The following is a 26061-nucleotide window of genomic DNA, read 5'->3' as shown; positions in this document are numbered from 1 at the left end:
TATTATGTTGTTGAAGCATCGTTGAGTACTGAACTTTCTTTACATTTTAGTAATTTTCTCGTATTATTTTATTATCGTGTCAGTTGTAATTTTGAATTTAGGAAGTAAACCATGACTGAAAAAAATTATAAAATTAAAGTACAAGATGTCACCAAAGAGTATGACATGTTCAAGACTCAATCTGACAAGTTAAAGTCGTTTTTCTCATTATCAAGGAAAAATAAAACCCCACATTTTTGGTCTTTGATGGGAATTTCATTTACCGTTCAGCCTGGTGAAGCATTGGGAATCATTGGTGTAAATGGTTCAGGAAAGTCAACCATTTCTAACATTATTTCTGGCATTATTCCGCAAACGACCGGCCAAGTTGACGTGCGCGGAGATACTTCGATTGTTGCGATTAACGCTGGATTGAGAAAGAATTTAACTGGCCGTGAAAACATCCGAATGAAGTCATTGATGCAGGGACTTACAAACCACCAAATTGATGACATGATGGATGATATCATTGCCTTTGCTGATATTGGTGATTTTGTTGATCAACCAGTAAAAGACTATTCTAGTGGTATGAGGTCCCGACTTGGCTTTGCCATTGCCGTTCACATTAAGCCAGACATTTTGATTATTGATGAAGCCTTGTCCGTTGGTGACGATACCTTCTACCAAAAATGTGTTGATAAGATTGATGAATTTAAAGAAGAAGGTAAGACCATCATCTTTGTATCTCATTCACTAAAGCAGGTGCGTTTGTTGTGTGACCGAGTTGCTTGGATTAACTACGGGAAGCTACGGAAAATTGGTCCGATGGAAGAAGTCGTCTCCGAATATCAGAAGTTCATAAAGTGGTTTAAATCGTTAAGCAAAAAAGAGAAAAAACAGTTCCAGAAAAAAGAAAAGACCATTCAGAAGAATTTTGATATTGATAAGTATCAAAAGGAAATTACTAATGAGTATGCTGAGGATCACCCGAATGATCCTAATCCAGCACGAACCATCCATAAGCGGTTCTATAGTGAAGTTATTCAAGAAAAGATGCCGTTGACCACTAAGATTATGACGTGGGCGGTTTTCTTTGCCATGATTTTCTTTTGCTTGGTAAATGTATCTGGTCATCCAACGATGGCGGTTGTTAGACATCCAAGTTATATCATTCACCCAAGTAAGAAGATGAGGTACCAGAAGAAAAATGGTAAATCAGTAATGGTCACTAAGCATGAATACAAACAACTTGAGAAACATGCCTGGGGACAACGATAAAAATTTTGCTATTATTCAAAGTGAATAATAGCATTTTTGTTTAGGAGGAAGATTTAGATGGCAATGAAGAGTCATGAAACATTTACATTGATTGAGGAAATTACGCGATTAGATGGTTCTAAGTACCTTGAAATCAGCAACATGGTGCAGAACGGACGAGCTGAGCTTGCTGCAGAACGAAAAATGATTAAACAGGTTCGAATCCTTCAACTAAACATTCCTCACTCCGTTCATGTCATTAATTACGAGAACTATGTTAACCAGAATTATGTGATGCCAAAGGAAAACTTTGACCACTTTGAGGAGTGGAAACGAACCCCAGCAATGGATCATGAAGTCCAGATGATTTTAAAAGAGAACCATATTGGTTAAATCAATTGGCTAATCTTTTTGTGAATTAAATCATTAATATTTGTTATCACCAACCACCAAATATGGCATAATGAGTATGAATAATATTTGGAGGTGTTGATGATGACTGAAAAATTTTTAATTGGAACTTATACCCAAAAAACTAGTAAGGGCGTTTATCAAATTGAATTAAACAAAGACAAAAAACAGCTGGAAAATGCTCAGCTAATTGCGCAAATTAGCTGTCCAACCTATGTTGTTGAGTCTGATGACCATAAAATTTATGCGATTGATCGTAATCAAGATGAATCGGAAACACGTGGTGGGATTGCTGTTTTTGATAGCAGCACCATGCCAGCTAAATTAATGCAAGAAGACATTGAAGTGGGTCCCTCACCAGCCTACATTACTGTAGACGAAGGACGCCAGATGGTCTATACAGCAAATTATCATACTGGTAATGTCATTGCGTATCACATTGAAAGTGACGGGACTGTCAAAGAATCACAGCGAATCCATGACGATGGAATGACCGGTCCACTACCAGAACAACAAAGTGGTCCTCATCCACACTATGCCGATCTAACTCCTGATGATCGCTTAGTGATTTGTGACCTGGGATTGGATCGAGTTTATTTGTATGATGTTTCTGACGCGGGTGAGATTACTCCTGTTAGTGAGATTCAGTTGTCACCTGGATTTGGTCCAAGACACATTGCTTTTGCTGAATCGACGGGAAAGGCTTACTTAATTGGTGAACTAAGTAGTAAGATTGCAGTTCTTGATTATAATGAAGAAGCTGGCATCTTTACCGTCCAACAAGTTGTTAAAACTATTCCTAATGACTACAAAGATGCCAATGGTGGAGCTGCAATTCGAATAACTGACGATGAGAAGTTTGTGTATGTTTCTAATCGTGGCAATGATTCGATTGCTGTTTTTAAGGTCCTAGATGATGGTGACTTAGAGCGAATTCAAGTAATTTCAACTGAAGGGGAATTCCCGCGTGATTTTAACTTTAATTCAGATCAATCCTTCCTAATTGCTGTAAATCAAAACACTAATAACGCAACCTTGTACGAGCGAAATCATGAGAATGGTAAGTTGTCTGTCATTCAAAAGGATTTTGCGGTACCAGAGGGAACCTGTGTTGCTCCTCGAAAATAGTTAATTTAATTAAAAGTTAATGCTTTTATAGCGTTAACTTTTTTCATTCCCTTAACAAATTGATATAATTAATTTAAACAGGTGGGGTGGAGATTTTGATTAAATTAATTGTGACAGATATGAACAAAACCTTTTTAAATGAAGCTAATCGATATGATGAGATTAAGTTTTTAAAAATGTTTCAAAAAATGAAACACCAAAACGTTAATTTTGCCGTCGCTAGTGGCGGACCGAATGATAAATTACAAAGCCTGTTTATTGATTATCGGGACCAAATGGATTTTATTTCTCAAAATGGTTCAGTAATTTATCGTGGGAATGATTTAGTCCATGCCGAATCGCTGAATGATGATCAGATTAAACAGACTTTAAAGATGCTTTATGATGATTTTGGCCCTGACATTGTCGGGGTTAACGTATCTGGGCTTAAGCATACTTATGTAGATAAAAGGCTACCCGAAAAAATGTATCAGCTGATGAAACAATACTACAGTAATACGGTCCGTTTGAATGATTTGGCTAACATCACAAGTGAGAACACTGATGATCAATTAGTAAAAGTTGGTGTGACGTTTAAGCAAGGTGCAAACGTGATGCGAAAAGTTCATGAAATGCGACAGATGCTTCCAGATAATCTTGAGAGTTTAAACTCCGGCTTTAATACCGACCTAATTGGGGTAAAGGGGGTTGACAAAGCAACTGGCGTGCGCTATTTGATGAAAAAATATGATGCCAATCCTGAAGAGGTTGTCACATTTGGGGATAATGAGAATGATTTAGGAATGTTGGATTTAACCCCGAATAGTTATGCTATGAAGAATGGCATTCGGGAGGCAAAGGACGCCGCTGGTCACGTTACCGAGTTTGATAATAACGATGATGGGGTTCTAAGGACAATTGATACCATTTTAGATAATCAGTAGTTTCATTTAGTAAGGTAATGACAGTACAAATATACGTGAGGCGATTAAAAATGAATAATGAAGAATTAAATAACATTGTTGAAGGACGTTTGGATAAGTACTTTGAAAAATATCCAAGTACTCCTGATGTTGAGATGTATAAGATTGAGTTGAAACGTTCAATCGTAAAAGATGCCTTAGCTAAGATTTCAGATGAAGTTACGATTAATGATGCAATTAACCAGGCTTTTTCTGACTTTGGTGACATTGATCACGCTATTAATCATATTGTTTTTAAAAGTCATGGAATCAAGGATTAAAATGAATTAGCCGTTGTGGCTTTTTTTATTAGGACACACATGATAATATATTCATATGAAATAAATTACATATATAAGGAGAAAATCATGGATTCTAAGATTAATCCCAAAAAATTAGAAGAAGCTCATGAGTTATTTAAAATTTTGAGTAATCCGGTTCGGATTCAAATGTTAGTGTTGTTAGAAAATCACTTACTCAACGTTGGTGAGATTAGTGAGGAACTTGGACTTGAACAATCAGCTACTTCTCATCAATTGGCAATGCTTAAAAAGCATCAATTGGTAAGTAGCGAACGGAAGGGCAAGTCAAATTATTATCGCCTGGATGATCCTCATATTATGGACATTGTAAATGAAGGACTAGCTCATTCGGATCACGTGGTAAGGGGTGTCAAACATGGAAACTAAAAACGTGGTTGGATATGGAATGATAATTGAGATGGTTGCGATTGCTTGGATGATAGTAGAATTTTCGGTTGGCTTAAAGGCCGGGATCGATGCCCACTCAATTGTATTAATTGCGTTTGGTCTTGATAGTTTGATGGAGATTATTGCTGGATTTGTTTTACTATTTCGTTTGGAAATTGAGTTTAAAGGGAGTTCAAAAATTGACATTAATCGAGTGGATAAGGTTGCCACGAAGATCGTTAGCATCATTTTGCTCCTTCTGTGTGTCTATATTCTAGTTACTTCTGGATATAATTTGTTTCAGCATGAAGGTGCTGATGGCAGTCTGATGGGGATCATCATTTCTATTTTGTCTCTTATTATCATGCCAATGATCGCCTATGCTAAGTATTGGATTGGGAAAGTAATTGGTTCTAACGCTTTAATTCAGGATGCCATGTGTAGTGTTACTTGTGCTTATCTTGCTGGGACGGTGCTTATCGGAGTTTTGCTTAATTATTTTTTCCATATTTGGTGGATCGATTCAGCAGCAGCAATTCTAATTGTTTTCCTTATTGGTAAGGAGGCATTAGAATGTCTTGTGGAGAGCTAATCTTGACAAGTGCAATTATAGAACTATAATAATAATTGTATAAAGTTTAGTTGTACAAAACTAAAAGGTGAGGTGTTAAGTATGAGTGAAAACAATTATCAATTTGATGTATTGTATTTAGGAAGTGGACATGGTGCTTTTAACGGTGCTATTCCATTGGCCCTAAAGGGTAAAAAAGCTGGCATTATTGAAGTTGGCAAGATTGGTGGAACTTGTCCTAACCGTGGATGTAACGCTAAGATTGCTTTAGACTTCCCAGTTAAGATGAAAAAAGACGTTGATAACTTCCAAGGACACGGCTTAGATGGAACTACTAAGATCAATTGGGCCGATAACGTTAAGCATGAAAAAGAAGTTATCAGTCAATTACCTGGTGGAATCGAACAAGGTCTAAAGAGTGTTGGCATCGATGTGATCCATGGGTATGGAAAGATCGTTGATGCGCACACCATTGACGTTGACGGTACCAAGTACACCGCTGATAAACTTGTTGTAGCAACTGGAGCTCATTATCACAAGATTGATATTCCGGGTGCTGACTTGGCATACGATGGAACTGATTTCTTGAACTTAGAAAAACAACCAGAGCACATGACCGTTATCGGTGGTGGATACATTGCCATTGAATTTGCTACAATCGCAGCAAATGCTGGAACTAAGGTAACCATCCTATTGCACCATGACAAGGCTTTAAGAAAGTTTTATCAACCATTTGTTGAGTCATTACTTAAAGATCTTGAATCTCAAGGAGTTCAAATCATTCGAAACGTTGATCCTGAATCAATCGAAAAATCAGGTGATGGTTTTGTAGTCAAGACTAACAAAGACGACATTGACTCTGATTGGGTTCTTGACGCAACTGGCCGTGATCCAAACGTTGAAGGATTCGGTCTTAAAGAAGTTGGCGTTGATTACGATAAGAATGGAATCAAAGTTGATGATCATCTTCAAACTTCAGTTGACAGCATTTACGCTGCTGGCGATGTTCTTGACAAACAAGTTGGTAAGTTAACTCCAACCGCTATTTTTGAGTCAATGTACCTTACTAAGTTATTTACTGGTGCTACTACTGATCCAATTAAGTATCCAGCTGTTCCAAGTGCAGTTTTCTCATCACCACGAATTGCTGAGATCGGTGTTAGTGTTGACGAAGCTAAGGCCAACCCTGATAAGTATGATGTTAAAGAATCAGACCTTGCCACTGATTGGTTCAGATTTGCAATGCAAGAGAACAAAGGTAAGACCATTTCAATCACCGACAAACAAGGTTACCTAGTAGGTGCTACTGAAATCAGTTCTGAAGCTGATAACGTTATTAGTACTTTGGCACCATTTGTTGAGTATCACATCTCACCAGAAAAGATGAGCGAATTGATCCCATTGTTCCCAACACTTGGTTCTGAGACTTTGAATCATCTATAAAATTAAAAATCTATAAAATAAAAAGTTCGCCATTTGGCGAACTTTTTTTGTATCTAATTCTATTTAAGAAATTCCGGTTTTCTGAAATCAGGATCTGGATAGGTGTAAAAGCCCTTACCGGATTCAAGACCAATGTTACCTTGGTCAATCATATCCTTGAATTTTTCGGAAGCCTTTTTAACTTCTGGGTTAGTTGACATCTTAGTGATATCATACATGGTTTTCATCCCAATAATGTCCATAATAGCGAAAGGCCCAAGTGGTGCACCAGTTCCAATCATCCATGCCTTATCGATCGTTTCAGGATCAGAAACGCCATTGTTCCAGAGAACTAAAGCATCTGATAGAAATGGTACTAACAGTGAGTTCAATAGGTAACCCGGTTGTTCCTTGTTAACTAGGATTGGAACCATTCCAATTTCACGTGAAAACTGTTCCATCGCTTTTGGAAGATCCTTATTTGTTTTAGATTGTGACATGATTTCAGCAGTATTGTTTTTCCAGATTGAATTGGCAAAGTGATAGCCAAGGTACTTATCTGGACGACCAGTTGCATCAGCAAATTGTGATGGAAGTAGCGTCGAAGTATTAGTAACGATGGTGGTATCTGGATCTGCCAGTTCACTGAATTTCTTGTAAAAGTCATTTTTAACATCTGGATCCTCAGAAAGAGCCTCGATAACTAAGTCAGCACCCTTAAGAGCGGCCTTTAAATCAGTGGTGTAATGGAGATGTTCCTCTGCGTTCTTGACCTGTTCATCGGTAGCTCCAATGTCTTTTTTTACTGCTTTTTCCCAACGAGCTACTCGCGCCTTAGCACGATCGAGTGAGCCGTCTGAACGGCCCCAAATAGTAGTGTTTTTTCCGTGAAAAGCCGACATGAAAGCAATTTGTGAGCCTAAGGTGCCTCCACCGACAATGACAACGTTATTGAATGTCATGGTGATTTCCTCCTATATATTTACTTATTATCCACTTCTATTTTATGCTAGTGAAAGCGCTTAAGCAACCTTCTTTATCTGTTATAAATGACAATGGTTGCAAGCCAGAGTAAATTAGTTAAAATATTAACTAAATTGTTAATGGAGGTTCAAAATGATGAGTGAGATTAGAAGGGTAACGATTGATGATATTAGTGCTTTACGAGCCATTAGTCGGGAAACGTTTGCCGAGACGTTTGGAACCGAAAATAAACCTGAAAATTTAAATCAATACTTGGATAATGCTTACGATCCGGAAAAATTAAAGAATGAAATTTCTGATCCTAATTCTCAATTTTATTTTGCCTACGTTGATGGAAAGTTAGCTGGTTATCTAAAGTTAAACGTTGATGATGCTCAATCTGAAGAAATGGGTCCGCATCTCTTAGAAGTAGAACGAATTTATTTGAAAAAAGAATTTAAACGTCACGGTCTAGGAACCGAATTGATTGATTTGGCTGTTAATGAGGCGCAGAAAAAAGGGAAAGGAAAGGTTTGGCTTGGTGTGTGGGAACATAATAATGCTGGACTGAAGTTTTATCAAAAAATGGGATTTAAGCAAGTTGGGGATCATGTATTTCAACTTGGCGAGAGTGCTCAGCGTGATTTGATAATGGAGAAGCCAATTAGTGGTAACATTAAGTAAGTAGTTAATAATCTTAATTGGGAAAGTTGGTTCTTTTGTTGTTATTTAATGGCATTTTTCTTTTAATTGCTAGCATCATTGCCGGAACGTTGAGTAGTGTCGTTGGCATGGCAAGTGTGATTCTTTATCCGGCACTTTTGTTTGTTGGATTACCACCAATTATGGCAAACGTCACGATTACGGTGGGAATTATTTTTAGCGGAACAAGTGCGGTCTTGTCATCGAGACGAGAACTTAAGGGACAGGGTTCAGTCACTCTCCACGTTATGCTATTTGCGGTCATTGGTGCGGTTATTGGATCAATTATCCTGTTACATAGTTCCAATAAGAGCTTTCAAGATGTAGCTCCCTTTGTCATCCTACTGTCTGGGGTATTAATGTTAATTCCAAAGCGGCAGTCAACGTTTGCTTCTGAAAGTATTTCAAAAACAGCGAGTGCAATTGCCGCGATTGCCATTGTGATTGTTGGGATTTACGTTGGCTACTTCGGTGCCGGCGGCGGAGTGCTAATGGCTGCCATCTTGATTCGAATTATCGATGCACCATACGCTATTTGTAATGCGGTCCGAAACGTGACGACTTTAACCATGAACGCAGTATCGGCTGTCATCTTTATTTTTACGACACCAATTAGTTGGAGTGCTTTAGTGGTGCTTGCCATTGGGCTGTTTATTGGTGGGTACATTGGTCCCATTATTGTCAGAGTGATTCCATCAGCTGTAATGAAATACACGGTTGCGATCGGTGCGATTATCCTGGCTGCTTTCTTAGCATATCAGGCATATTTTTAAAAAAGATGAATGTAGGGAAAATATTATGTGGAATTTAATTTTTTTAGTAGTGGCAGGAGTTGTTAGCGGGGTGCTTGAAAGTACGGTTGGACTGGCCAGTTTAGTTGCTTATCCAGCGATGCTTCTGGCAGGATTTGCACCGATCGTTGCAAACGTCACCAACACGGTTGGCTTTGCCTTTAGTGATTCAAGTGCCATTTTAGCGTCCCAAAAAGAACTTAAGGGACAAAGTAAAGTCATCTTTAAAGTCACCATCTGTGCTGGAATTGGGACCATTATTGGTTCTTTAATTTTACTTAACAGTTCGAATAAAAGTTTTGAAAATGTTGCCCCAATCATCATTATGATTTCGGGAGTTTTGATGTTGCTACCAAAGAGTCAAAAACAATTATCTGAGACGCATATGACCGTATGGGGAAAGATAATTACCGCCATTGCACTTCTTTTTGTTGGGATGTATTTAGGTTACTTTGGTGCTGGCGGAGGAGTCATGTTAATTGCAATTTTACTTCGAGCGGTGAACCAACCCTATGCTGTTTGTAATGCAATCCGAAATTTTGTTTCGTTAATTTTGAACTGGATTTCGGCCATCATATTTATGTTTACAATGCCAATCAATTGGGTGGCTTTGATTGCCATCACAGTTGGGTTACTAGTAGGTGGATATATTGGGCCGTCAGTCGTACGTCATATTCCATCCAATGTTATGAAGTATGGGGTTGGGATCGGTGCCATTGTATTAGCGATTTGTTTGGGAATTAAGACTTATTAATAAAACAAGGAGAAAGTGGAAGTTTGATTTTAAAGTATTTCTTATTGATTTTTGCTGGGATTTTAAGCGGAATTATGGGAACCGCTGTGGGACTTGCTAGCGTTGTTTCATATCCAGCAATGTTGGCTTCCGGACTATCACCAATCGTTTCCAGTGTGACTAACATCGTTGGTTTTGCGTTTAGTAACATGAGCGCAGTGGCCTCATCTCAAAGAGAATTAAAGGGTCAAGGTAAGACCATTTTAAAAGTGGTTATTTTTGCTGGAATTGGGTCTGCACTCGGTTCCCTGATTATTCTTCATAGTTCCAACAAAAGTTTTGCGGATATCGCACCAGTTGTCATCATGTTGTCTGGGGTTTTGATCATGCTACCGAAGAGTCAAAAGCAGTTAATGAAAACCCATTTGGGATTATGGGGTAAGACCATTACCGCCATTGCACTGACGTTGGTTGGAATGTACTTAGGTTATTTTGGTGCTGGTGGTGGAATTTTGATCATGGCGATTTTAATGCGAGCCTTAAATGAGTCATATGCCGTGGATAATGCCATTCGAAATGTGATGTCACTAGTTATGAATTGGATCTCGGCTTTGATCTTTATTTTTACAATTCAGATTAACTGGCCAGTTCTGATTACGCTAACGATTGGATTGGTTATTGGCGGATACATTGGTCCAGCCATCGTACGTCTCATCCCATCCAATATCATGAAGTACGGGGTCGGAATCTTGGCAATTTTATTGGCCATTTATTTAGGAATTAAAACTTACTAATTCTATTGCAACCAGCCTATGATTATGGTATTTTTAAATCAAATAAGATATGACAATAAAGAGGACGAGTACCATTAATTTCTTTTATAGCGAGTCGAAGTTGGTGAGAGTTCGATAAAGAGTTAATGGGAAAAACACCTTGAGTTTTAAAGCTTGAACGAAGTAGGGCTTAACGGTGGCAATCCGTTATCATTGTGTGAGTTGGTTTATGTTACATAAACAATATGGGTGGTACCGCGATGACCTCGTCCCTTTTTGAGATGAGGTCTTTTTTATTGTCTAAAAAGGAGTTGTTAAGTATGAAAGAACAAAACGTTTTAGCAAAAGATTTGTACACTAAGAAACACGATTTTGGTAATGAATCAGTAGTTCTAGAAGGATGGATTCGAACCATTCGTAATTCTAAAAAAATTGCCTTTATCGAAATCAACGACGGTTCATACATTAAGAATGTTCAGGTAATTGTCAAGAGTGATCTAGATAACTTTGATGACATCATCAAACTGCCGATTAGTTCAACTCTGAAAGTAATTGGAAAATTCGTGGACACTCCGGACGCCCCACAGCCATTTGAAATTCATGCGGAGCAAGTTAAGATTGAGGGTGTTTCTGATCTAGACTATCCACTGCAAAAGAAGAAGCAATCACTCGAGTACCTTCGTTCTATTGCACATTTACGTCCTCGAACCAATACTTTTTACGCTGTTTTCAAGATTCGTTCGATGGCAGCCTTTGCGATTCATGAATACATGCAAAAACACGGCTTTGTCTATGTAAACACTCCGATTGTTACTAGTAGTGACACTGAGGGTGCTGGTGAGATGTTTCAGATCACTAGTTTAGATCAAAATGACCTGCCAAAGGATGAGAATGGTAAAGTCGATTACTCAAAGGATTTCTTTGGTCAAGAGACGAACTTAACCGTTAGTGGACAATTACCAGTCGAGGCCTTTGCTTTGGCATTTAGAAACGTATATACCTTTGGCCCAACTTTTAGAGCTGAAAATTCGCATACTAAACGCCACGCTGCCGAATTTTGGATGATTGAACCAGAGATGGCCTTTGCTGATCTTGATGACATTATTAAGACGTCTGAGGACATGTTAAAGTATGTCATCAATTATCTACTTGAAAATGCTGCAGAGGACCTCCAGTTCTTAAATGATAACGTCGACGGCAACTTACTTAAGTTGCTTCAAACTACTGTGAACGAGAAGTTTGCGCGGATCACGTATACTGAAGCCATTGACTTGCTTGAAAAAGCCGACGTTGAATTTAAGTACCCAGTTAAGTGGGGGATTGATTTAAAGGCTGAACACGAACGTTATCTATCCGAAAAAGTGTTTAGCAAACCCGTGTTTGTCACCGATTATCCACGCAATATCAAAGCCTTCTATATGCGTGATAACGATGATGGCAAGACCGTTGCTGCTTCAGACCTTCTGGTTCCAAGAATTGGTGAACTAGTTGGAGGAAGCCAACGAGAAGAGCGTGAGCAAGAATTGGCTGACAAAATGGATGAATTTCATTTATCAAAGGATGAGTACGAGTGGTACCTCGAATTACGTAAATACGGTGGCACTAAGCACTCTGGCTTTGGAATTGGCTTCGAACGATTACTGATGTATGTCACTGGGATGGATAATATTCGTGATGTTATCCCTTATCCAAGAACCCAAGGTAGTATTAAATTTTAGACTAAAATGAGCCCATGAGAAATCATGAGCTTTTTGTTATCTTTTGTAACAATTCAAATGAAAAAATGATAGTCTATAAATAGCTATTAAATTAGTACAAATCGAAAAGGAGCGCTTTATATGGCAAAAAGTAATGGACTTAGTAGATTAGAAAGATTTTGGTTTATTACCATCATGTTAATCGGTACTTTCACCATGTCGATTAGTCAGTCATCACTATCGACGGCTTATCCCACATTGATGAAGTACTTTGATATTTCAGCATCAACCGTTCAATGGTTAACAACTGGCTTTATGATCATCATGTGTATCATGATGCCGATTAGTCCTTGGCTTTTGAACAACATGAGTTTTAAGAAACTCTTTATGGGAGTTTTACTGATGTTTGATCTAGGGACGTTAATCATTTTAATTAGTAATAGTTTTACGTGGGTGCTGATTGGAAGAGCATTAGAAGCAATTGCCGTTGGAATTTTGTTTCCATCGTATCAAACTGTTTTACTAAATATCACACCGGAAGATGATCGAGGAACAATCATGGGAGTTGCCGGACTGGTTATGGGTTCAGCTCTGGCGTGTGGACCAATCATTTCGGGAATCGTTTTGAAGTTTACCACTTGGCGTGGTTTGTTTGATGTCTTCATTGTGATTATCACTGCTGTATTCCTGATTTCATTCTTTGTGATGAAAGACGTTATGCCACGAATTAAATCAAAGTTAGATTGGCTTTCAATCATCTATTCATTTGGTTTGATTGGGATCTTGTATGTAATTAGTGAAATTGCTAAACCAAACAATAACTATGGAATGCTTTTACTCATCCTGATTATTAGTATCGTTTTGATTGCGTTGTTTGTTTTCCGTCAGTTTAGAATTAGCAATCCACTATTGAACCTGAACGTTTTAAAGACGTTTAACTATGATTTGGCGGTACTCTTAACCGGATTCTCGTACATTTCATTGATTGTAGTTACCATTATCTTCCCGTTGTATTATCAACAGGTATTGGGAGTATCACCATTCATTTCCGGGATGGCACTAGTTCCTGGAGCTGTTTTCTTAAGTATCTTGAACCCAATCACGGGTACGATTGTTGATAAAATTGGATTTAAGCCAGTTATGTTAACAGGAATGTTGATGATTGTGCTGGGCTGGGCCATTTTAGCCTTTTTCCCAATTTACAATATCTGGGGCATGATGATCTTGGCAATGCTAATTGAGGGTGGAAATGCCTTTGTCATGATGCCTGCGGTTACGCTTGGGGCCGATTCACTGCCAGAAGATTTGATTTCTTATGGAACGGCTTTAATTACGACGGTCAGACAGGTACTTGGGTCAACTGGAGTTGCGGTTGCAACGATTGTATTGGTTAGAGCAACTGGATTCTTCAAACTCAGTATGCCGGCAATGCCAGCTCAGGTTAATGGATTCCACATGGTTTACTGGGTCTTCTTGGTAATTGCGGTCATCGGATTATTGTTTGCGGTTATGATTAGAACGCCAAAAAAAGATCAAAAATAAATTAAAAACGTATTTTAGATGGAAATCAAATGATTTCCATCTTTTTTTGGTTAATTATAAATTAATTTCACAATATAATGCCAAAACTACTGAAATTAATGGATTTGCAATCGTGATGTAATCATTTGGTATTAATCCTAATCTATCATAGAAAGTGTATGATGATTGTAAAATAATGCACAATAAATTAATAAAGGAGCTGGTAAGATGTTCAAAGGATTAATCAGAGGTGTAACAGTAGCGATTGCGTCGTTAGGTTTATTTGGTGTTGTAAACATCGCCACTAACCAAAATCGAGTATCCGCAAATAAAGTCCATTTTTCAAACGTTAAGCGGGTTGCTACTAGTGAGCTTGGTAAATCATATTCGTACGGTGCAGTCGGACCTAACAGTTTTGATTGCTCTGGCTTTACTCAGTATGTCATGGAAAATGGTGCTAATCGTAATATTGTAAGAACCGCACAGGCTCAATACGATGCTTATAAGCATGTTAGAAAGAGTAAAATCAAAAAAGGTGACTTAGTCTTCTTTGGTTCAAGTAAAAGTGACATTTACCACGTTGGGATTGCTTTAAACAAACATCAAATGATTGATGCGCAAAATCGTGGAGTGGTGATTGAGCCAATCCACGCCCCGTGGTGGCATTTAGTGGGGGTTTCGCGTCCAGTTTCATTTACTAAGAAAACAGTTTAAAGTCCCGTTAGGTTTTAATGAGCCTGACGGCTTTTTTGACTTCTCCAACTTTGCTGATTACTATGTAAGCAAATGTTGAAGGGAGTGCATTTCAAGTGCTAAGAAAAGACGAGCCATTTTTACCAATTACATCAAGAAAGGAACTTCGTGACTGGTTTGCTGAAAATTGCAAGAGAGAAGATTGTCTGTGGGTTCCAGTCAGCATGAGTAAAACCAGTGAAGAAAAGATGTTTTATTTGGATATCGTCGAAGAGGCACTGTGTTTTGGCTGGGTCGATGGTTTGCATAAAAGTTCGGATGAAACGGGACTAGCACAACGATTGACTCCTCGAAAGGAAAACAGTAACTGGACCGAGCTCAACAAGGAGCGGGCTCGAAGACTAATTAAACTAGGTTTAATGACTGAAGAAGGCAAACGAGTGTTACCAGATTTGTCTCCTAAATCGTTTAAGATTATTCAGCCCGTTAAACGTGCCTTAAAACGTGATCCGAAAGTATGGGATAACTTTAACCATTTTCCCGATTTGTACCAACGAGTTCGCGTTGATGGTGTTCAGTCCCGCTTGAAATTTAGTAAACCCCAATCATATAAACATCGGTTACGTAAGCTAGTAAAGAAGACGAGAGTCAATGAGATGTATGGTGGTTGGTGTGATGATGGAAGATTGTTGCATTATTAAGTTTGTATCTGGTTCAATTTTTCTAAACATTATTTAGATTTAACTTTCTTTAACTGTTTTGCTATACTAAATGTAAGGATTTTGTATACAATATAATTAACAGGAGGGATATTATGGCAAGTACGAGCTTCTTTAAAAACTTTTATGTATCAAAAAAAGATAGTAAAAATGTCTATAAAGAATTAGAAAAGAATTCGCCAAAAATTAATAATTTTAAAAGTAAGCTAGCTACTAAAGAACAAATTGATTCTCTTAGAGCACTTGCCAAAAAATGAGTGAATGAATAAAAAGAATTATATTTTTGTTCCTTTACATGAATTATTTTCCTTCAATGAAAATGACGAATTAAGTAATGAAGATTTTTTACAGAAAATTTTAAATGATTTTATTTGTTCTAAAGAACCTGAGTTAGAAGATTTTTGTAAGAATGATGCAATTAGATATGATTTAGAAGATATTAGTAAAACATATTTATTTGTTGATAAGGATAAATTTGATAATGATGGTAAAATAGTAGTCATGGCTGTTGTTGCTTTAGGATTTACAAGTTTGTTAATACCAAGTGATAAAATAAGTAATAAAAATAAGAAAAGATTAGTAAGTTGGATACCCGGTGGAAGTAAACGAAAATCAGTCCCATGTTACCTAATAGGTCAACTTGGCAGATCAATTCTTTATACAAGCAGTAATTTAAGCGGTCATACGATTCTTGATGAGTGCTTAACAATTTTCAAAAAGACTAAATCATTTATCGGTGGAAGATTAGTTTTACTTGAATGTCACGAAAAAATGTATAAGTTATTTTATGAAAAACAGGGCTTTAAAAGAATAAATAAAGAAAAATTTTATAATGAAAATACAAATTATAATGATTTAATTTCTTTATTTATGAGAATATAAGTTTGCCTTATAAATAAGAGCCAACTCTATCGTGAATTGGCTCTTTTGTTTTTCGTATAACAGAGTTCATTATGCATTAACGTAAGTAAAGCAGGTGAGAAATTGAGTAATAAAATAATGGGATGGGTAACATTTATAATTGCAATCTTGGCATTAATTATTTCTGTTATTGATATGATTAGAATATTTTAAAAGTAAGAGTATAGTGGAGAGTAGTTGTTAGAAATTTCATAAAGAATGAAGCAACGTCTGACGATTTAAACGAGTTAGCAGAATTAATTAAACTAAGAATAAATGATCTGTAAAATAATTTAAACTTAAATACAGTAGAAAAGATGATTTAAGATAATAATAAAAGCGACTATCAATTATTGATAGTCGCTTTTGTGTTTTGTACACATATTATTAGTTTTACATCATGCTCATCTGTTTAAAACATGGAAAAAACAACAATATAAAACTATTTAAAATGGAGGCGGCGGGATTTGAACCCGCGTCCGAGCATATTGCCTCCTGAACGTCTACATTCGTAGGCTAATCATTTGAAGTTCACTGTACAATCCGCAATTAGTCAATGCTAGCATGCACAGCTAATCTGATTAATCTCTTCATACTACTTCAGATGGGAGCAGTAAGCGTATCCTATTAAAGGTAGGACCTAGGACTGATCCATAGGAAAAATCAGCTAGATCTACGTCAAGCGCTTATTAGGCAGCTACGGCGTAAGAATTGTTATTATTTTTTGCAGTTATAATTAAACTGAGCGATTTGACGCATCGTCGTACGGAATGCAATTCAGGCTCAAACTATACCCGTCGAATCCATAACGCCCCCGACAGACACGATACTACTATACCATGATATCTGCCTAATTTACAGTAATTTAGATCAGGTTAAAATGCTTCAGTCCGTTAACAATTCCGTGGTCGGTATTTTTGGTGGTAATGAATTCACCATGTGGTTTGACGTTTGGAAGTCCATTACCCATTACGACCGGATGATCAACGTAGTCTAACATTGGGATGTCGTTATTACCGTCTCCAAACGCGTATGTTGGGATTCCAGTTAGTCCAGCAGTGTTTATTAATTGCTTGATTCCAGTAGCCTTAGAAACGTCATGAACGACCACATCAATTGAATAGGGCGAATTACGGTAAAAGGTTAGGACATCTCCAAAGTTTTCTACGTAGTCAGTATCCAGATCAGTGTTGGTAACCACCATCATGTTAATAGGATTTTCGTGCCAATACTTTTTTGTGACAATAGTTGGAAGTGGAGCATGGACGTGTTCAAAGGCTTTAACTGCCAATTCATCGTGATTGGTAATGGCACCACGTTTTTGGTTCAGTAAAACTAATGTATTATCGTGTTTTTCAACAAAGTTGTACAAACGATCAATGATTTTGGGGTTGATTGTATTAGAAAAGACTTCTTGGTTTCTTAACATTCCAAAATCACCGTTTGCAGCTACCACGGAATCAATCTTGGTTTTCTCTAACGTATCTCTGATTTCAAAAAGATTCCTTCCGGTTGAGATTACTGGAAGGCCACCATGTTTTCTGATTTTATCCATTGCGTTTGCAACTTCATCGTTCACCTTTGAATGTTCATCGAACAAGGTCCTATCTAAGTCAAAAAATACTAAATATTTATACATAATCGAATCTCCTTTGCTTATCATTTTAACATATGACCTACTTTGCAATCCTACTAATTAATCGTGATTACATGTACAATGAGATAGGAAGCGATTTTTAGAGGAGAATAAAATAATATGAAAAAAGTTGAAATAACCGGTAAAGCCGTCAAAAAATTTGAGGGCGGTTATCCACAAATTAGTGAAAAAGATTTAGTTAGCGAAGCGGATTTTAACAACGGCGAGGTCGTGGCTTTAATTAAGGGAGATCATTTCGTTGCCAGTGCTTACTTTGGCAAACAAGCTGGGGGAATCGGTTGGATTTTGGATCGCAGGGAAAATCAATCTATTGACGATCGTTTCTTTGGTCATTTATTTAGTCAGGCTTTCAGTAAACGCATTTTACTTCAAGATGAAGGTATTGATATTCATCGCCTGTTTAACGGACAGGGAGACGGTTTGGCCGGAATTACGGTTGACAGCTACGATGGTCAAGACGTGATTACTTGGGAAAATGCTGGAATTTACCAATTGCGAAATCAGTTGATTCCAATCATTGTTAATCAATTGGGGAGTTACCAGAATTTATACGAGTATCAGCAGTTTGAACATGGTTCTGAAGTTAAGTCAGTTGAAAACGCTAGTCCCGATCCTGTAGGCTCGGCCAATGTCTTGGAGGGTGAAGTAACGTATCCAATTAGTTTACAGAACGCCAAAACGACAGGATTAGACATCATTTATCGCGATGTAAGACAGGACGTTTTTGATCAATCACAAGATAAAGTTGGTCTAAATTTATTTTATGAGGGAACCGGAGTTGCTAGTGCCATGATTGGTGGTGGTAGCGTTAAGACCGTTAACGTTGACGATAGTAATCGTGCTAAATCTCAATTGATTAATGAAATTGATGCTAATGGATACATGATCGGTGCCCAAGAGGTCAGAAAAATGAGTGTCTTTGGGTACTTAGATTATGCGCAAAAACATGATTTGAAGTTTGACTTAATCACCGTTAACGTGCCTGTCTTTGTTAGAGATAAAAAGAATCGGTTTGAGATTAAGCGTGACTTACAAGCTCTCGTTAGTGCGGTAAGTCAAGTTGCTAGTAAGGATGCGTCTGTCTTCTTTACCACAGATACCAATAAAATGAATTCGAAAAGGTTTCGGTCTGAAATCTCGGATGCATTTGCTGCAAACGGTGTTAACGTTAATTTTGGAAAAACTTACTCTAACCCAAATGATTTTCCGATTGACCCTGATTATGAACGTGAGGGATCGTTTAAAGGGATCAATGTGCGGATTAAATAAGAACTAATATAATAAAATTAACAGAGCAAAAACATCATTATGTAATTAATTTTTGTTGTATAATGTAAGCGATATTATAGAAAGTGGGGATAGTGTAATGGCTTATTTGAAATTTGATGATTCTAAGTTAAGCAAGTTTGTACATCCGGATGAGTTGCCTGAGATTCAAGCGATGGTGACTGCAGCGGATAAAGAGTTAAGGGATGGCACTGGTGCTGGAAATGATTTCCGGGATTGGTTAGATCTTCCAGAAAATTATGACAAAGATGAGTTCGCAAGAATTCAAAAAGCGGCTGACAAAATCAAGTCTGATTCAAAGGTTTTAGTTGTGATTGGAATTGGTGGTTCATACTTAGGTGCTAAGATGGCCGTTGATTTTCTAAATGGTACGTTTTACAACTCTGAACCTGACGACAAGCGTCGTGGTGTCAAAGTTGTCTTTGCGGGTAATTCACTTAGTGCCCCATACATTCATGATTTGTTGAACTACATTGGTGACGATGACTTTTCAATTAACATCATTTCTAAGTCTGGAACAACCACTGAGCCAGCAATTGCTTTCCGAATTTTCAAGGAAAAGTTAGTTAAAAAGTATGGTGAAGATGAAGCTAACAAACGAATCTATGCTACTACTGATGCTCATCGTGGTGCTTTGAAACAAGAAGCCGACGCTAACGGCTACGAAACCTTCGTAATTCCAGATGGTGTTGGTGGACGATACTCAGTTCTTACCCCAGTTGGTTTATTACCAATTGCTGCAACTGGTGCTGACATTAGTCAATTAATGAAGGGTGCACTTGATTCTTCTAAGGAATACACCAATCCAGATGTTAATAAAAACGATGCCTATCGTTACGCTGCGTTGAGAAATATCCTTTACAGAAAGGGTTATACCACTGAATTACTCGAAAACTACGAACCAAACATGAGAATGTTCTCAGAATGGTGGAAGCAGTTAATGGGTGAGTCAGAAGGAAAAGACCAAAAGGGAATTTATCCATCATCAGCTAACTTTACAACTGATCTTCATTCATTAGGTCAATACATTCAAGAGGGGTTACGTGATCTGATTGAAACGGTTGTTAAATTAGACAAGCCTGATGACGATATTGCGATTCCCAAGGAAGAGTCAAACCTTGATGGTCTTAAATACCTTCAAGATGACACGGTTAACGAAGTTAATACCAAAGCCTATGAAGGGGTTGTTTTAGCTCATACCGATGGTGGGGTTCCAGTTATGACCGTTCATATTCCTGATCAATCAGAATATTCACTCGGTTACTTGATTTACTTCTTTGAAGTTGCGGTTGCTATTTCTGGTTACTTAAATGGTATTAATCCATTCAACCAACCAGGAGTTGAAGCTTACAAGAACAATATGTACGCACTATTAGGTAAACCTGGCTACGAAGAATTAACCAAGAAACTGGATGCAGAATTAAAAAAGGAAAACAATAACTAAATAGACAAAAAGAACGGATTCAGTTGAATCCGTTCTTTTTATATGGTTAATGATTTGATTGTAATAAGAGGGTTATTCCCATTTTCCTTCAAGAGTACGTAGCTTCTTAATTAAGCGTTGTTGTGCTCTTTCAAGATCATTCATTTGATCATCAACGTGACGGTTTTTGTCCATCCCACGTTTATCATCTCGAGCGGGCTTAGCAACCTTAGTATCACGTAAGTTATTGGTCTGATTTTCATTTTCAATTAACTCTTTCACAACGTCCATTCGTTCGTTGTAATTAGATAATAAATCAGCGTTGAATTTATCTGAGTTTTCTTTTTGAAACTTTTCTTGATCCTTGATTAATTTTTTGAGTTCTTTTTCTTTTGAGTGTGCGTCCATATTGTCATACCTCCAATATAAAAAGAATAGCACTAATGCTGTTTCAATAGCAATCTAATTTTATAAATAAAAATGGTCTTCCGATTAATCGGAAGACCATTTATTAGTTTAGATATTATTTGTCAGTATCTTTACGTCTGAAACCAAGTACTGCGGCAAGAGCAACCATGATAGAACCAATGGCACTCATAAGTAGTGTACTTGCTTGACCAGTTTGTGGCAAGATGTGACCATTCTTTTGGTCATTGTTTTTAACTGCAGAAGCTTGACCGTTATCCTTAGTAGCAATGTGTGAAGTTGTCTTATCATCATTGTTTACCTTAGCGGCAGTTTCTTTGTTTGAAGCATTCTTGTCAGAAACTTCTTTGTTTGAAACAACCTTAGCAGAAGTCTTCTTGTTAAGAGCTGCCTTTTGGTCAGTTGACTTCTTTGAAGCGTTCAAATCAATCGTGTTCTTCTTAGCAGTAGTGTCATTTGACAAGTTACTTACTTGTTCTTTAGGTGCTGCTGGAGTTTGTTGAACATTTTGTTGAACGTTAGGAGTCGTCTTTGAAGTTTGAACAGTCTCGTTAGTGTTGGCACTAGTATTTGATGATGCCTTTGTTGGTTGAACATTCAAGTTAACAGTCTTAGTGTTATTTTGTGATACAACACTAGTAGTTTGTTGTTTGCCATTTGAAGCAGTTGAAGTTGGTGTAACACTAGCTGATCTATTAACAGTGTTCAATTGAGTAGTAGGGACATTAGCTCTTAAGTTGTAAGTGTATGCTCTGTTATTAGCAGGTCTTGCAGCTGGAGTACTTACGTTTTGTTGAACGTAGTTAACTCTTGGAGTATATGAATTGTTGTTAGTGTTTTGACTTGGTGCGTAAGTACTTGCGCTTCCACCGTTAAATCCGTTAACACGTCCGAATAATACGGCACCAGGGAAATAACTAAGTGAATCGTTGTAAATAACACCACGGTTTTGAGCATCAAGCATTAAACCGTTACCTAAGTAGATTCCAACGTGGTAAAGATCGCCACCTTGAGAGAAGAATACTAAGTCACCCTTTTGAGCTTGACTACGTGAAATGTGTTGTGTAGCAGGGTATTGACTGTAAGTAGTTCTTGGAAGACTGTATCCAGCCTTGCCAAATACGTATTGAACGAATCCAGAGCAATCAAATCCAGCTGGTGTACTGCCACCCCAAACGTACGGAGTTCCAACATATTGTCTACCAATGTTAACTACTTGATCGGCATTAGTGTTTTGAGCTCTAAAGCTGACATTTTGAACTCTAAAGTTAGTTGCGGCTGCACGAGCGGCACTCAATTGAACGTTTGAGTAAGAATGAGCGGCTGGGGTAACATTGTTGGTTTGAGTGTTAGTCTTAACAGTTTCAGTCTTAGCTGATTGTGCGGGAGTAGTAGTTTTAGCATCAGCTTGTTTTGCATCATCGTTTGAAACTGGTGCTTGCTTAGCAGGTGTTTGTTGAGTAGTTTTAGATTTAGTAGCTGGGGTTACATTATTTTCAGCTTTTTCAGTATTTACTGATTGTGCTTGTGTAGTAGCTTCGGCTTTAACTGAATCGTTGTTAGTAGTCTTTTGGTCAGCGTTGTTGTTTTGCTTGTTATCTGCTTTAGCAGAAACAGCGTTGTCTAAATTATTAACGTTAACATCAGTTTTAGCTGATTGTGCAGGAGTAACAGCTTCTGCAACCTTGTTTTCAATCTTGTTTGGTGTAACAGTTGATGTTTGGTTATCGTTTTTAACGGCATCATTGTTAGCATCATTTTGATTGTTTTGGTTGTTTTCAGCTACTTGATTATTATCAGTAGTTGCTGATTGATCGTTAGTAGTTGTAGCTTTTGTTGCATCATTAGTAGTGTTGTTTACATCATTGTTTGAAGCAACATTAGTTTGAGTAGTGGCATCTTTAGTAGCATTAGCATCGTTTGTTTGATTATCAACGTTAGTGTTAACTTTGGCTGCGCTCTTAGATGAGTCATTTTTAATAGTGCCGTTATCTTTCTTGGCACTTTGAGTAGCTTGTGCGTTATTTCCTAAGGCGTCAGCGTTAACAACGCTACTGGTAGTTAGAAGGCCACCGGCAACCATCGTAGTTGCAAGGGCAGCAAACATCCATCTCTTACCAGCTTTGTACATTTTATAGTGTAATTTATCATTATTCATATATTTAATTTCCTCCTTTGGAATATATAAACAATAACATCAAAACTATGTGAAAAAAAGAGTTAAACTCAAGCGTAACTATAATGATATAGTGCGAAACATTCAGGAAATGGTTTGTTAAACTAGTAATGTTTCAGTAACATTGGTGTAATATAACTGTGCTACTTATAAAATGTGACTAAACGGCTTGACCACGACGTTACGTAACGGTTAACAATGATTTATAGAGAGGTATCATGCATGCTTAAAATAAAAGAATGAGCCGATATGGCGGGCGTTATAGCTCGTTCCCTTCAATACTATGATTGAATATATTTATTGGTTCTCAGAAGAGATATTGATTCTGGTTATCGAAATTATAATTCTAACGATATTTTGAAATTACAGGTGATTTTATTTTACAAAAGTTTTGGTTTTGACTTAAAAGAAATTAAAAAAATTATGAGTGATCCAGCCTTTAGTTTTCACAATGCAGTACTGATTCAAGAAAGATTTTATCTGAACAGGGCCGGCACCTTACCCGATTAATCAAAAGCATTTAAACTTATTTGCCGTTGATTTTCAAAATATACAATAAATGGAAAATCGAATGATTGGTTTATTAAAACAATCATTAAGGAATAAAAATACTGATTATAAAAAATACTGATTATAACTGATTATAATGGAAGAAAAATTTACAAATTACACAAAAAGTGTTTGCAATATACATGGCCAAATTATTCTATAGAAGCTCATCAAGGACTGTCTAAAATTTATTTAAATGATGGCCGGTTTCAAAAATATTACGATAATAAAGCGGGAACTGGTGCCACAGAAATTTTGGCTCAATCAATTCAAAAATATGCAAAGTAATGACCCTAACCCCAAAGATGTTTTATTAAGCATTGATTAACCGAATTGTTCAAGGTTTGGTAGAATTAGTGTAATACATTTAAGAGGGGGATTATGATGGCATATGGAAACTTAGACTATTATTATGCAATATTAGGATTACCCACAACAGCAGACAAACAAGAAGTTGATCGAGCTTATCGCAAATTGGCTAAGAAGTATCATCCTGATGTTAATCATTCTCCTGATGCTGCCTCCAAGTTCAAAGAAATTACCAGTGCGTATGAAATTATTAAAGAAAATAATTATAGTTCTGGATCATATGCAGGATCAAGTCAGTCTAGTTATGAATCACATTCTAATGAGTCTAACGCTAACAATGATTCTTATCAGCAAAACACTAATTATAATTATTCTAATTACCAGCAACAAAATCAAAATCATGAACCTCATCATTTCACTGAAGCTGACATTGGTAAGGTAATTTTCTGGATTGCAATCGCAATTTCGATTGCGACGGTAGTGATTGTCATTAAGGTCTTACCTCTTAGTATTACTTATGCGGTTTTGATTGTGTGTGGAATTTTGTATTACTTCTATCAGAAAAAGTGATTAATTATAAAGATCGAGCATTGTAATGCCTGGTCTTTATTTTTTATTAATTAAGTTTTTATTGTAATAAAAACTTACATGAAAAAATTCTTTGTGGTAGATTAATCATTGCTGAAAAATTAGGAGGTTAAGTATGCCAAAGGATTTTAAGGAAGAATTATTGTTTACTGGATTAATGGCAGGTATGATGGTGATCGTGATGGAAGCCTATAACATTGCACTCGGGAGTGGGGTTGATTCCACTTTTGTTAAAAGTGTGTTAATGGGTTATCCATTTGCGTTAGTTATTGCGGCTGTTTGTGACTTACTTTTTGTGGGACCACTTGCAAAAGGAATCTTTTTCAAATTTATTTTTACTGAAAAAATGGAAGAGAAGCCACTTTTGATTTCTTTAGGAATTTCAATTTTGATGGTTTTAGGAATGGTAACTTGCATGTCAATTTTCGGAATTGTAGTTGAAGGCGGATTTTCTAGTCTTAATCTAGCAACGTTTGAGATGACATGGATTAGAAACTTGATTTTGGCTCTGCCATTACAACTTCTGATCGTTGGACCAATTGCTAGAATGGTTTTGGGTAAGGTTCAAGAAATCAGGAATTAAAGTATTTAGGTGCGACTGAAAAAATAAACCCTCAACACTAAGTGTTGAGGGTTTATTAATTAATAAGGTAAAGTTAAATTTTCATTTGCTAGTGTATACGTTGATGCTCTATTGGTTGAATTGGTTGTAATATGAGATCTCCCGAAAACGCTGTTGATTTCTTTTTGTGTTACAAGGTGATACCCGCCATTTGGATCTATATACCAAGAGTTTCCACGTGATTTAAAGAAAGCACCAACGGTGTCATGTTGACCCGATTTTTCGTTTTTATTATTACGTTTTAAAGTTGTGGTATATGTAGTAGGTGGAATTATTTCCGCGTATTTATAGTATTTATTATTAATTTTTAGATTATTTATATTATTTGTTTCATTTGAATTACTGGTTTCTTTGATAAAGATTGATACGTCATAAATCGGCATTCCAGAATCGTTTTTAATGATGATTCCATTACTGTTGTTATTGTTGTACTTTCGATTTTGATCCCATATGCCAATGTTTGATGCTGTTGATTGTTTTGCTTGCAGTTCTTGAAAATTTAAAGCTTGTATAGCAGTAGATTTTGAATCTTTAGCGATTAAATTAGAATGTTTAGAAAGAGCATTAGCATGTTCGTTGTTTGTATTTGAATTGATGTAAAACCATATAGTCAGCATAAGGGATATGACAGCAATTACTAGAGTAAAAATGTCTAAAAGATGTTTACTAAGCCAGGATTCTTGTTTTTTCATTTGGAAGTTCTCCAATATATCTATATAATTTGTGAAATATAATTAACTAATCGATTATTAAACAAAAGTGCTATTAAATCCACATATTGTGGATTTAATAGCACTTTATTAGTTGAGTATACTGGGCTCGAACCAGTAAATTGCGGATTCAGAGTCCGCTGCCTTACCAATTTGGCGAATACTCAATATTTGAACAACTAATATACTACAATTCTTTATGGACAGTTGTCAACAGAAAATTTTGCATTACTTTGTTGACAGACCGGTTTAAATTGGGTAAACTATGTAATTGTTCAGTTTATTGCCCGTTGGTCAAACTGGTTTAAGACGTCGCCCTCTCAAGGCGGAGCTATGAGTTCAAGTCTCATACGGGTAATTGATATAAGCTTCTAAACATTGGTTTAGAGGCTTTTTATTTTGTATTGGTCTCCATTTGGTCTCT

The 26061-nt window shown here is 36.9% G+C and carries 29 protein-coding genes, 2 tRNA genes, 1 other RNA gene and 1 other annotated feature; of the genes, 25 read left to right on the top strand and 7 right to left on the bottom strand.

The genetic code is table 11. The features are described from left to right. Positions 1-111: 111 nt before the first annotated feature. The 8 genes from AC6UDG_RS05845 (at position 112) to AC6UDG_RS05810 (ending at position 6419) form a co-directional block, all read left to right on the top strand. Positions 112-1257, top strand: coding sequence for an ABC transporter ATP-binding protein (locus tag AC6UDG_RS05845; protein ID WP_500696841.1), 1146 nt, complete (start codon positions 112-114; stop codon positions 1255-1257). 57 nt (positions 1258-1314) lie between these two features. Beyond that, positions 1315-1629: a hypothetical protein gene (locus AC6UDG_RS05840; protein WP_500696028.1), complete on the top strand. Its 315-nt coding sequence runs from the start codon at positions 1315-1317 to the stop codon at positions 1627-1629. A gap of 102 nt (positions 1630-1731) precedes the next feature. After that, positions 1732-2775 (top strand): lactonase family protein, encoded by a 1044-nt coding sequence (locus tag AC6UDG_RS05835; protein ID WP_500706788.1) that lies wholly within the window; start codon positions 1732-1734, stop codon positions 2773-2775. 95 nt (positions 2776-2870) lie between these two features. Beyond that, positions 2871-3698 (top strand): HAD-IIB family hydrolase, encoded by an 828-nt coding sequence (locus AC6UDG_RS05830; protein ID WP_500706787.1) that lies wholly within the window; start codon positions 2871-2873, stop codon positions 3696-3698. A 50-nt stretch (positions 3699-3748) separates the two neighbouring features. Further along, positions 3749-3997 (top strand): hypothetical protein, encoded by a 249-nt coding sequence (locus tag AC6UDG_RS05825; protein WP_500706786.1) that lies wholly within the window; start codon positions 3749-3751, stop codon positions 3995-3997. Between the two features lie 87 nt (positions 3998-4084). Continuing rightward, positions 4085-4405 carry an ArsR/SmtB family transcription factor gene (locus AC6UDG_RS05820; RefSeq protein ID WP_500694320.1) on the top strand — a complete coding sequence of 107 codons (321 nt, stop codon included), beginning with the start codon at positions 4085-4087 and terminating at the stop codon, positions 4403-4405. Then, on the top strand, positions 4395-4997 hold the full coding sequence (locus tag AC6UDG_RS05815; protein ID WP_500706785.1) for a cation efflux transmembrane domain-containing protein: 603 nt from the start codon (positions 4395-4397) through the stop codon (positions 4995-4997). The genes AC6UDG_RS05820 and AC6UDG_RS05815 overlap by 11 nt, the downstream gene beginning before the upstream one ends. A gap of 81 nt (positions 4998-5078) precedes the next feature. Further along, positions 5079-6419, top strand: a complete 1341-nt coding sequence (locus AC6UDG_RS05810) for a dihydrolipoyl dehydrogenase family protein (protein ID WP_500706784.1) — start codon at positions 5079-5081, stop codon at positions 6417-6419. A gap of 59 nt (positions 6420-6478) precedes the next feature. On the opposite strand, the gene AC6UDG_RS05805 is transcribed toward AC6UDG_RS05810, so the two are convergent. Next, positions 6479-7360: a 3-hydroxyacyl-CoA dehydrogenase gene (locus tag AC6UDG_RS05805; protein ID WP_500706783.1), complete on the bottom strand. Its 882-nt coding sequence runs from the start codon at positions 7358-7360 to the stop codon at positions 6479-6481. A gap of 157 nt (positions 7361-7517) precedes the next feature. Here AC6UDG_RS05805 and AC6UDG_RS05800 point away from each other — a divergent pair, with 157 nt between their 5' ends. The 10 genes from AC6UDG_RS05800 (at position 7518) to AC6UDG_RS05755 (ending at position 15872) form a co-directional block, all read left to right on the top strand. Continuing rightward, positions 7518-8045, top strand: coding sequence for a GNAT family N-acetyltransferase (locus AC6UDG_RS05800; RefSeq protein ID WP_500706825.1), 528 nt, complete (start codon positions 7518-7520; stop codon positions 8043-8045). Between the two features lie 35 nt (positions 8046-8080). Beyond that, entirely contained in the window at positions 8081-8836 is a 756-nt protein-coding gene (locus AC6UDG_RS05795) for a sulfite exporter TauE/SafE family protein (protein ID WP_500699786.1), read from the top strand. A 25-nt stretch (positions 8837-8861) separates the two neighbouring features. Then, positions 8862-9608 (top strand): sulfite exporter TauE/SafE family protein, encoded by a 747-nt coding sequence (locus AC6UDG_RS05790; protein WP_500696847.1) that lies wholly within the window; start codon positions 8862-8864, stop codon positions 9606-9608. 23 nt (positions 9609-9631) lie between these two features. After that, on the top strand, positions 9632-10381 hold the full coding sequence (locus tag AC6UDG_RS05785; protein WP_500706782.1) for a sulfite exporter TauE/SafE family protein: 750 nt from the start codon (positions 9632-9634) through the stop codon (positions 10379-10381). Between the two features lie 46 nt (positions 10382-10427). After that, positions 10428-10637, top strand: a binding site (T-box leader). A 43-nt stretch (positions 10638-10680) separates the two neighbouring features. Then, entirely contained in the window at positions 10681-12078 is a 1398-nt protein-coding gene (asnS, locus tag AC6UDG_RS05780; RefSeq protein ID WP_500706781.1) for an asparagine--tRNA ligase, read from the top strand. 120 nt (positions 12079-12198) lie between these two features. Then, positions 12199-13599: a DHA2 family efflux MFS transporter permease subunit gene (locus AC6UDG_RS05775; RefSeq protein WP_500694328.1), complete on the top strand. Its 1401-nt coding sequence runs from the start codon at positions 12199-12201 to the stop codon at positions 13597-13599. A 207-nt stretch (positions 13600-13806) separates the two neighbouring features. Beyond that, positions 13807-14292, top strand: a complete 486-nt coding sequence (locus tag AC6UDG_RS05770) for a C40 family peptidase (protein WP_500696040.1) — start codon at positions 13807-13809, stop codon at positions 14290-14292. Positions 14293-14387: 95 nt separating this feature from the next. Next, a complete protein-coding gene (locus tag AC6UDG_RS05765) occupies positions 14388-14972 on the top strand; it encodes a YdeI/OmpD-associated family protein (RefSeq protein WP_500694330.1) in 585 nt (194 codons plus the stop codon). A 113-nt stretch (positions 14973-15085) separates the two neighbouring features. Further along, a complete protein-coding gene (locus AC6UDG_RS05760) occupies positions 15086-15247 on the top strand; it encodes a hypothetical protein (protein ID WP_500706780.1) in 162 nt (53 codons plus the stop codon). 4 nt (positions 15248-15251) lie between these two features. After that, on the top strand, positions 15252-15872 hold the full coding sequence (locus AC6UDG_RS05755) for a hypothetical protein (RefSeq protein ID WP_500706779.1): 621 nt from the start codon (positions 15252-15254) through the stop codon (positions 15870-15872). A gap of 467 nt (positions 15873-16339) precedes the next feature. On the opposite strand, the gene ssrA is transcribed toward AC6UDG_RS05755, so the two are convergent. Both ssrA and AC6UDG_RS05745 read right to left on the bottom strand, forming a co-directional pair. Then, positions 16340-16706: a transfer-messenger RNA gene (ssrA, locus tag AC6UDG_RS05750) on the bottom strand. 49 nt (positions 16707-16755) lie between these two features. After that, positions 16756-17529, bottom strand: a complete 774-nt coding sequence (locus tag AC6UDG_RS05745) for a Cof-type HAD-IIB family hydrolase (RefSeq protein ID WP_500706778.1) — start codon at positions 17527-17529, stop codon at positions 16756-16758. 117 nt (positions 17530-17646) lie between these two features. On the opposite strand from AC6UDG_RS05745, the gene AC6UDG_RS05740 reads away from it, so the two are divergent. Then, positions 17647-18816, top strand: coding sequence for a class I SAM-dependent methyltransferase (locus AC6UDG_RS05740; RefSeq protein WP_500706777.1), 1170 nt, complete (start codon positions 17647-17649; stop codon positions 18814-18816). Positions 18817-18913: 97 nt separating this feature from the next. Next, entirely contained in the window at positions 18914-20278 is a 1365-nt protein-coding gene (locus AC6UDG_RS05735) for a glucose-6-phosphate isomerase (RefSeq protein WP_500694335.1), read from the top strand. A 72-nt stretch (positions 20279-20350) separates the two neighbouring features. On the opposite strand, the gene AC6UDG_RS05730 is transcribed toward AC6UDG_RS05735, so the two are convergent. Further along, positions 20351-20665 carry a hypothetical protein gene (locus tag AC6UDG_RS05730; protein WP_500706776.1) on the bottom strand — a complete coding sequence of 105 codons (315 nt, stop codon included), beginning with the start codon at positions 20663-20665 and terminating at the stop codon, positions 20351-20353. 115 nt (positions 20666-20780) lie between these two features. After that, positions 20781-22841: an NlpC/P60 family protein gene (locus AC6UDG_RS05725; protein ID WP_500706775.1), complete on the bottom strand. Its 2061-nt coding sequence runs from the start codon at positions 22839-22841 to the stop codon at positions 20781-20783. A gap of 318 nt (positions 22842-23159) precedes the next feature. Between AC6UDG_RS05725 and AC6UDG_RS05720 the strand changes: the two genes are divergently transcribed. The 4 genes from AC6UDG_RS05720 (at position 23160) to AC6UDG_RS05705 (ending at position 24888) form a co-directional block, all read left to right on the top strand. Continuing rightward, positions 23160-23369, top strand: coding sequence for a MerR family transcriptional regulator (locus AC6UDG_RS05720; RefSeq protein WP_500696047.1), 210 nt, complete (start codon positions 23160-23162; stop codon positions 23367-23369). A gap of 114 nt (positions 23370-23483) precedes the next feature. Further along, entirely contained in the window at positions 23484-23696 is a 213-nt protein-coding gene (locus AC6UDG_RS05715; protein ID WP_500706824.1) for a TipAS antibiotic-recognition domain-containing protein, read from the top strand. A gap of 96 nt (positions 23697-23792) precedes the next feature. Next, entirely contained in the window at positions 23793-24287 is a 495-nt protein-coding gene (locus AC6UDG_RS05710) for a DnaJ domain-containing protein (RefSeq protein WP_500696048.1), read from the top strand. A gap of 133 nt (positions 24288-24420) precedes the next feature. Then, positions 24421-24888 carry a DUF2798 domain-containing protein gene (locus tag AC6UDG_RS05705; protein WP_500696049.1) on the top strand — a complete coding sequence of 156 codons (468 nt, stop codon included), beginning with the start codon at positions 24421-24423 and terminating at the stop codon, positions 24886-24888. Positions 24889-24947: 59 nt separating this feature from the next. Here AC6UDG_RS05705 and AC6UDG_RS05700 read toward each other — a convergent pair whose 3' ends face one another. Both AC6UDG_RS05700 and AC6UDG_RS05695 read right to left on the bottom strand, forming a co-directional pair. After that, complete coding sequence (locus AC6UDG_RS05700; protein WP_500696050.1) at positions 24948-25619, bottom strand: hypothetical protein; 672 nt, start codon at positions 25617-25619, stop codon at positions 24948-24950. Between the two features lie 112 nt (positions 25620-25731). After that, positions 25732-25804, bottom strand: a tRNA-Gln gene (locus AC6UDG_RS05695). Between the two features lie 117 nt (positions 25805-25921). Between AC6UDG_RS05695 and AC6UDG_RS05690 the strand changes: the two genes are divergently transcribed. After that, positions 25922-25995: transfer RNA gene (locus tag AC6UDG_RS05690), tRNA-Glu, on the top strand. Positions 25996-26061 lie beyond the last annotated feature (66 nt).

The organism is Fructilactobacillus sp. X2R1C1 (assembly GCF_059901435.1).
Note: the sequence above shows the minus strand (reverse complement) of the source record. Positions and strands in the feature narration are given on the sequence as shown.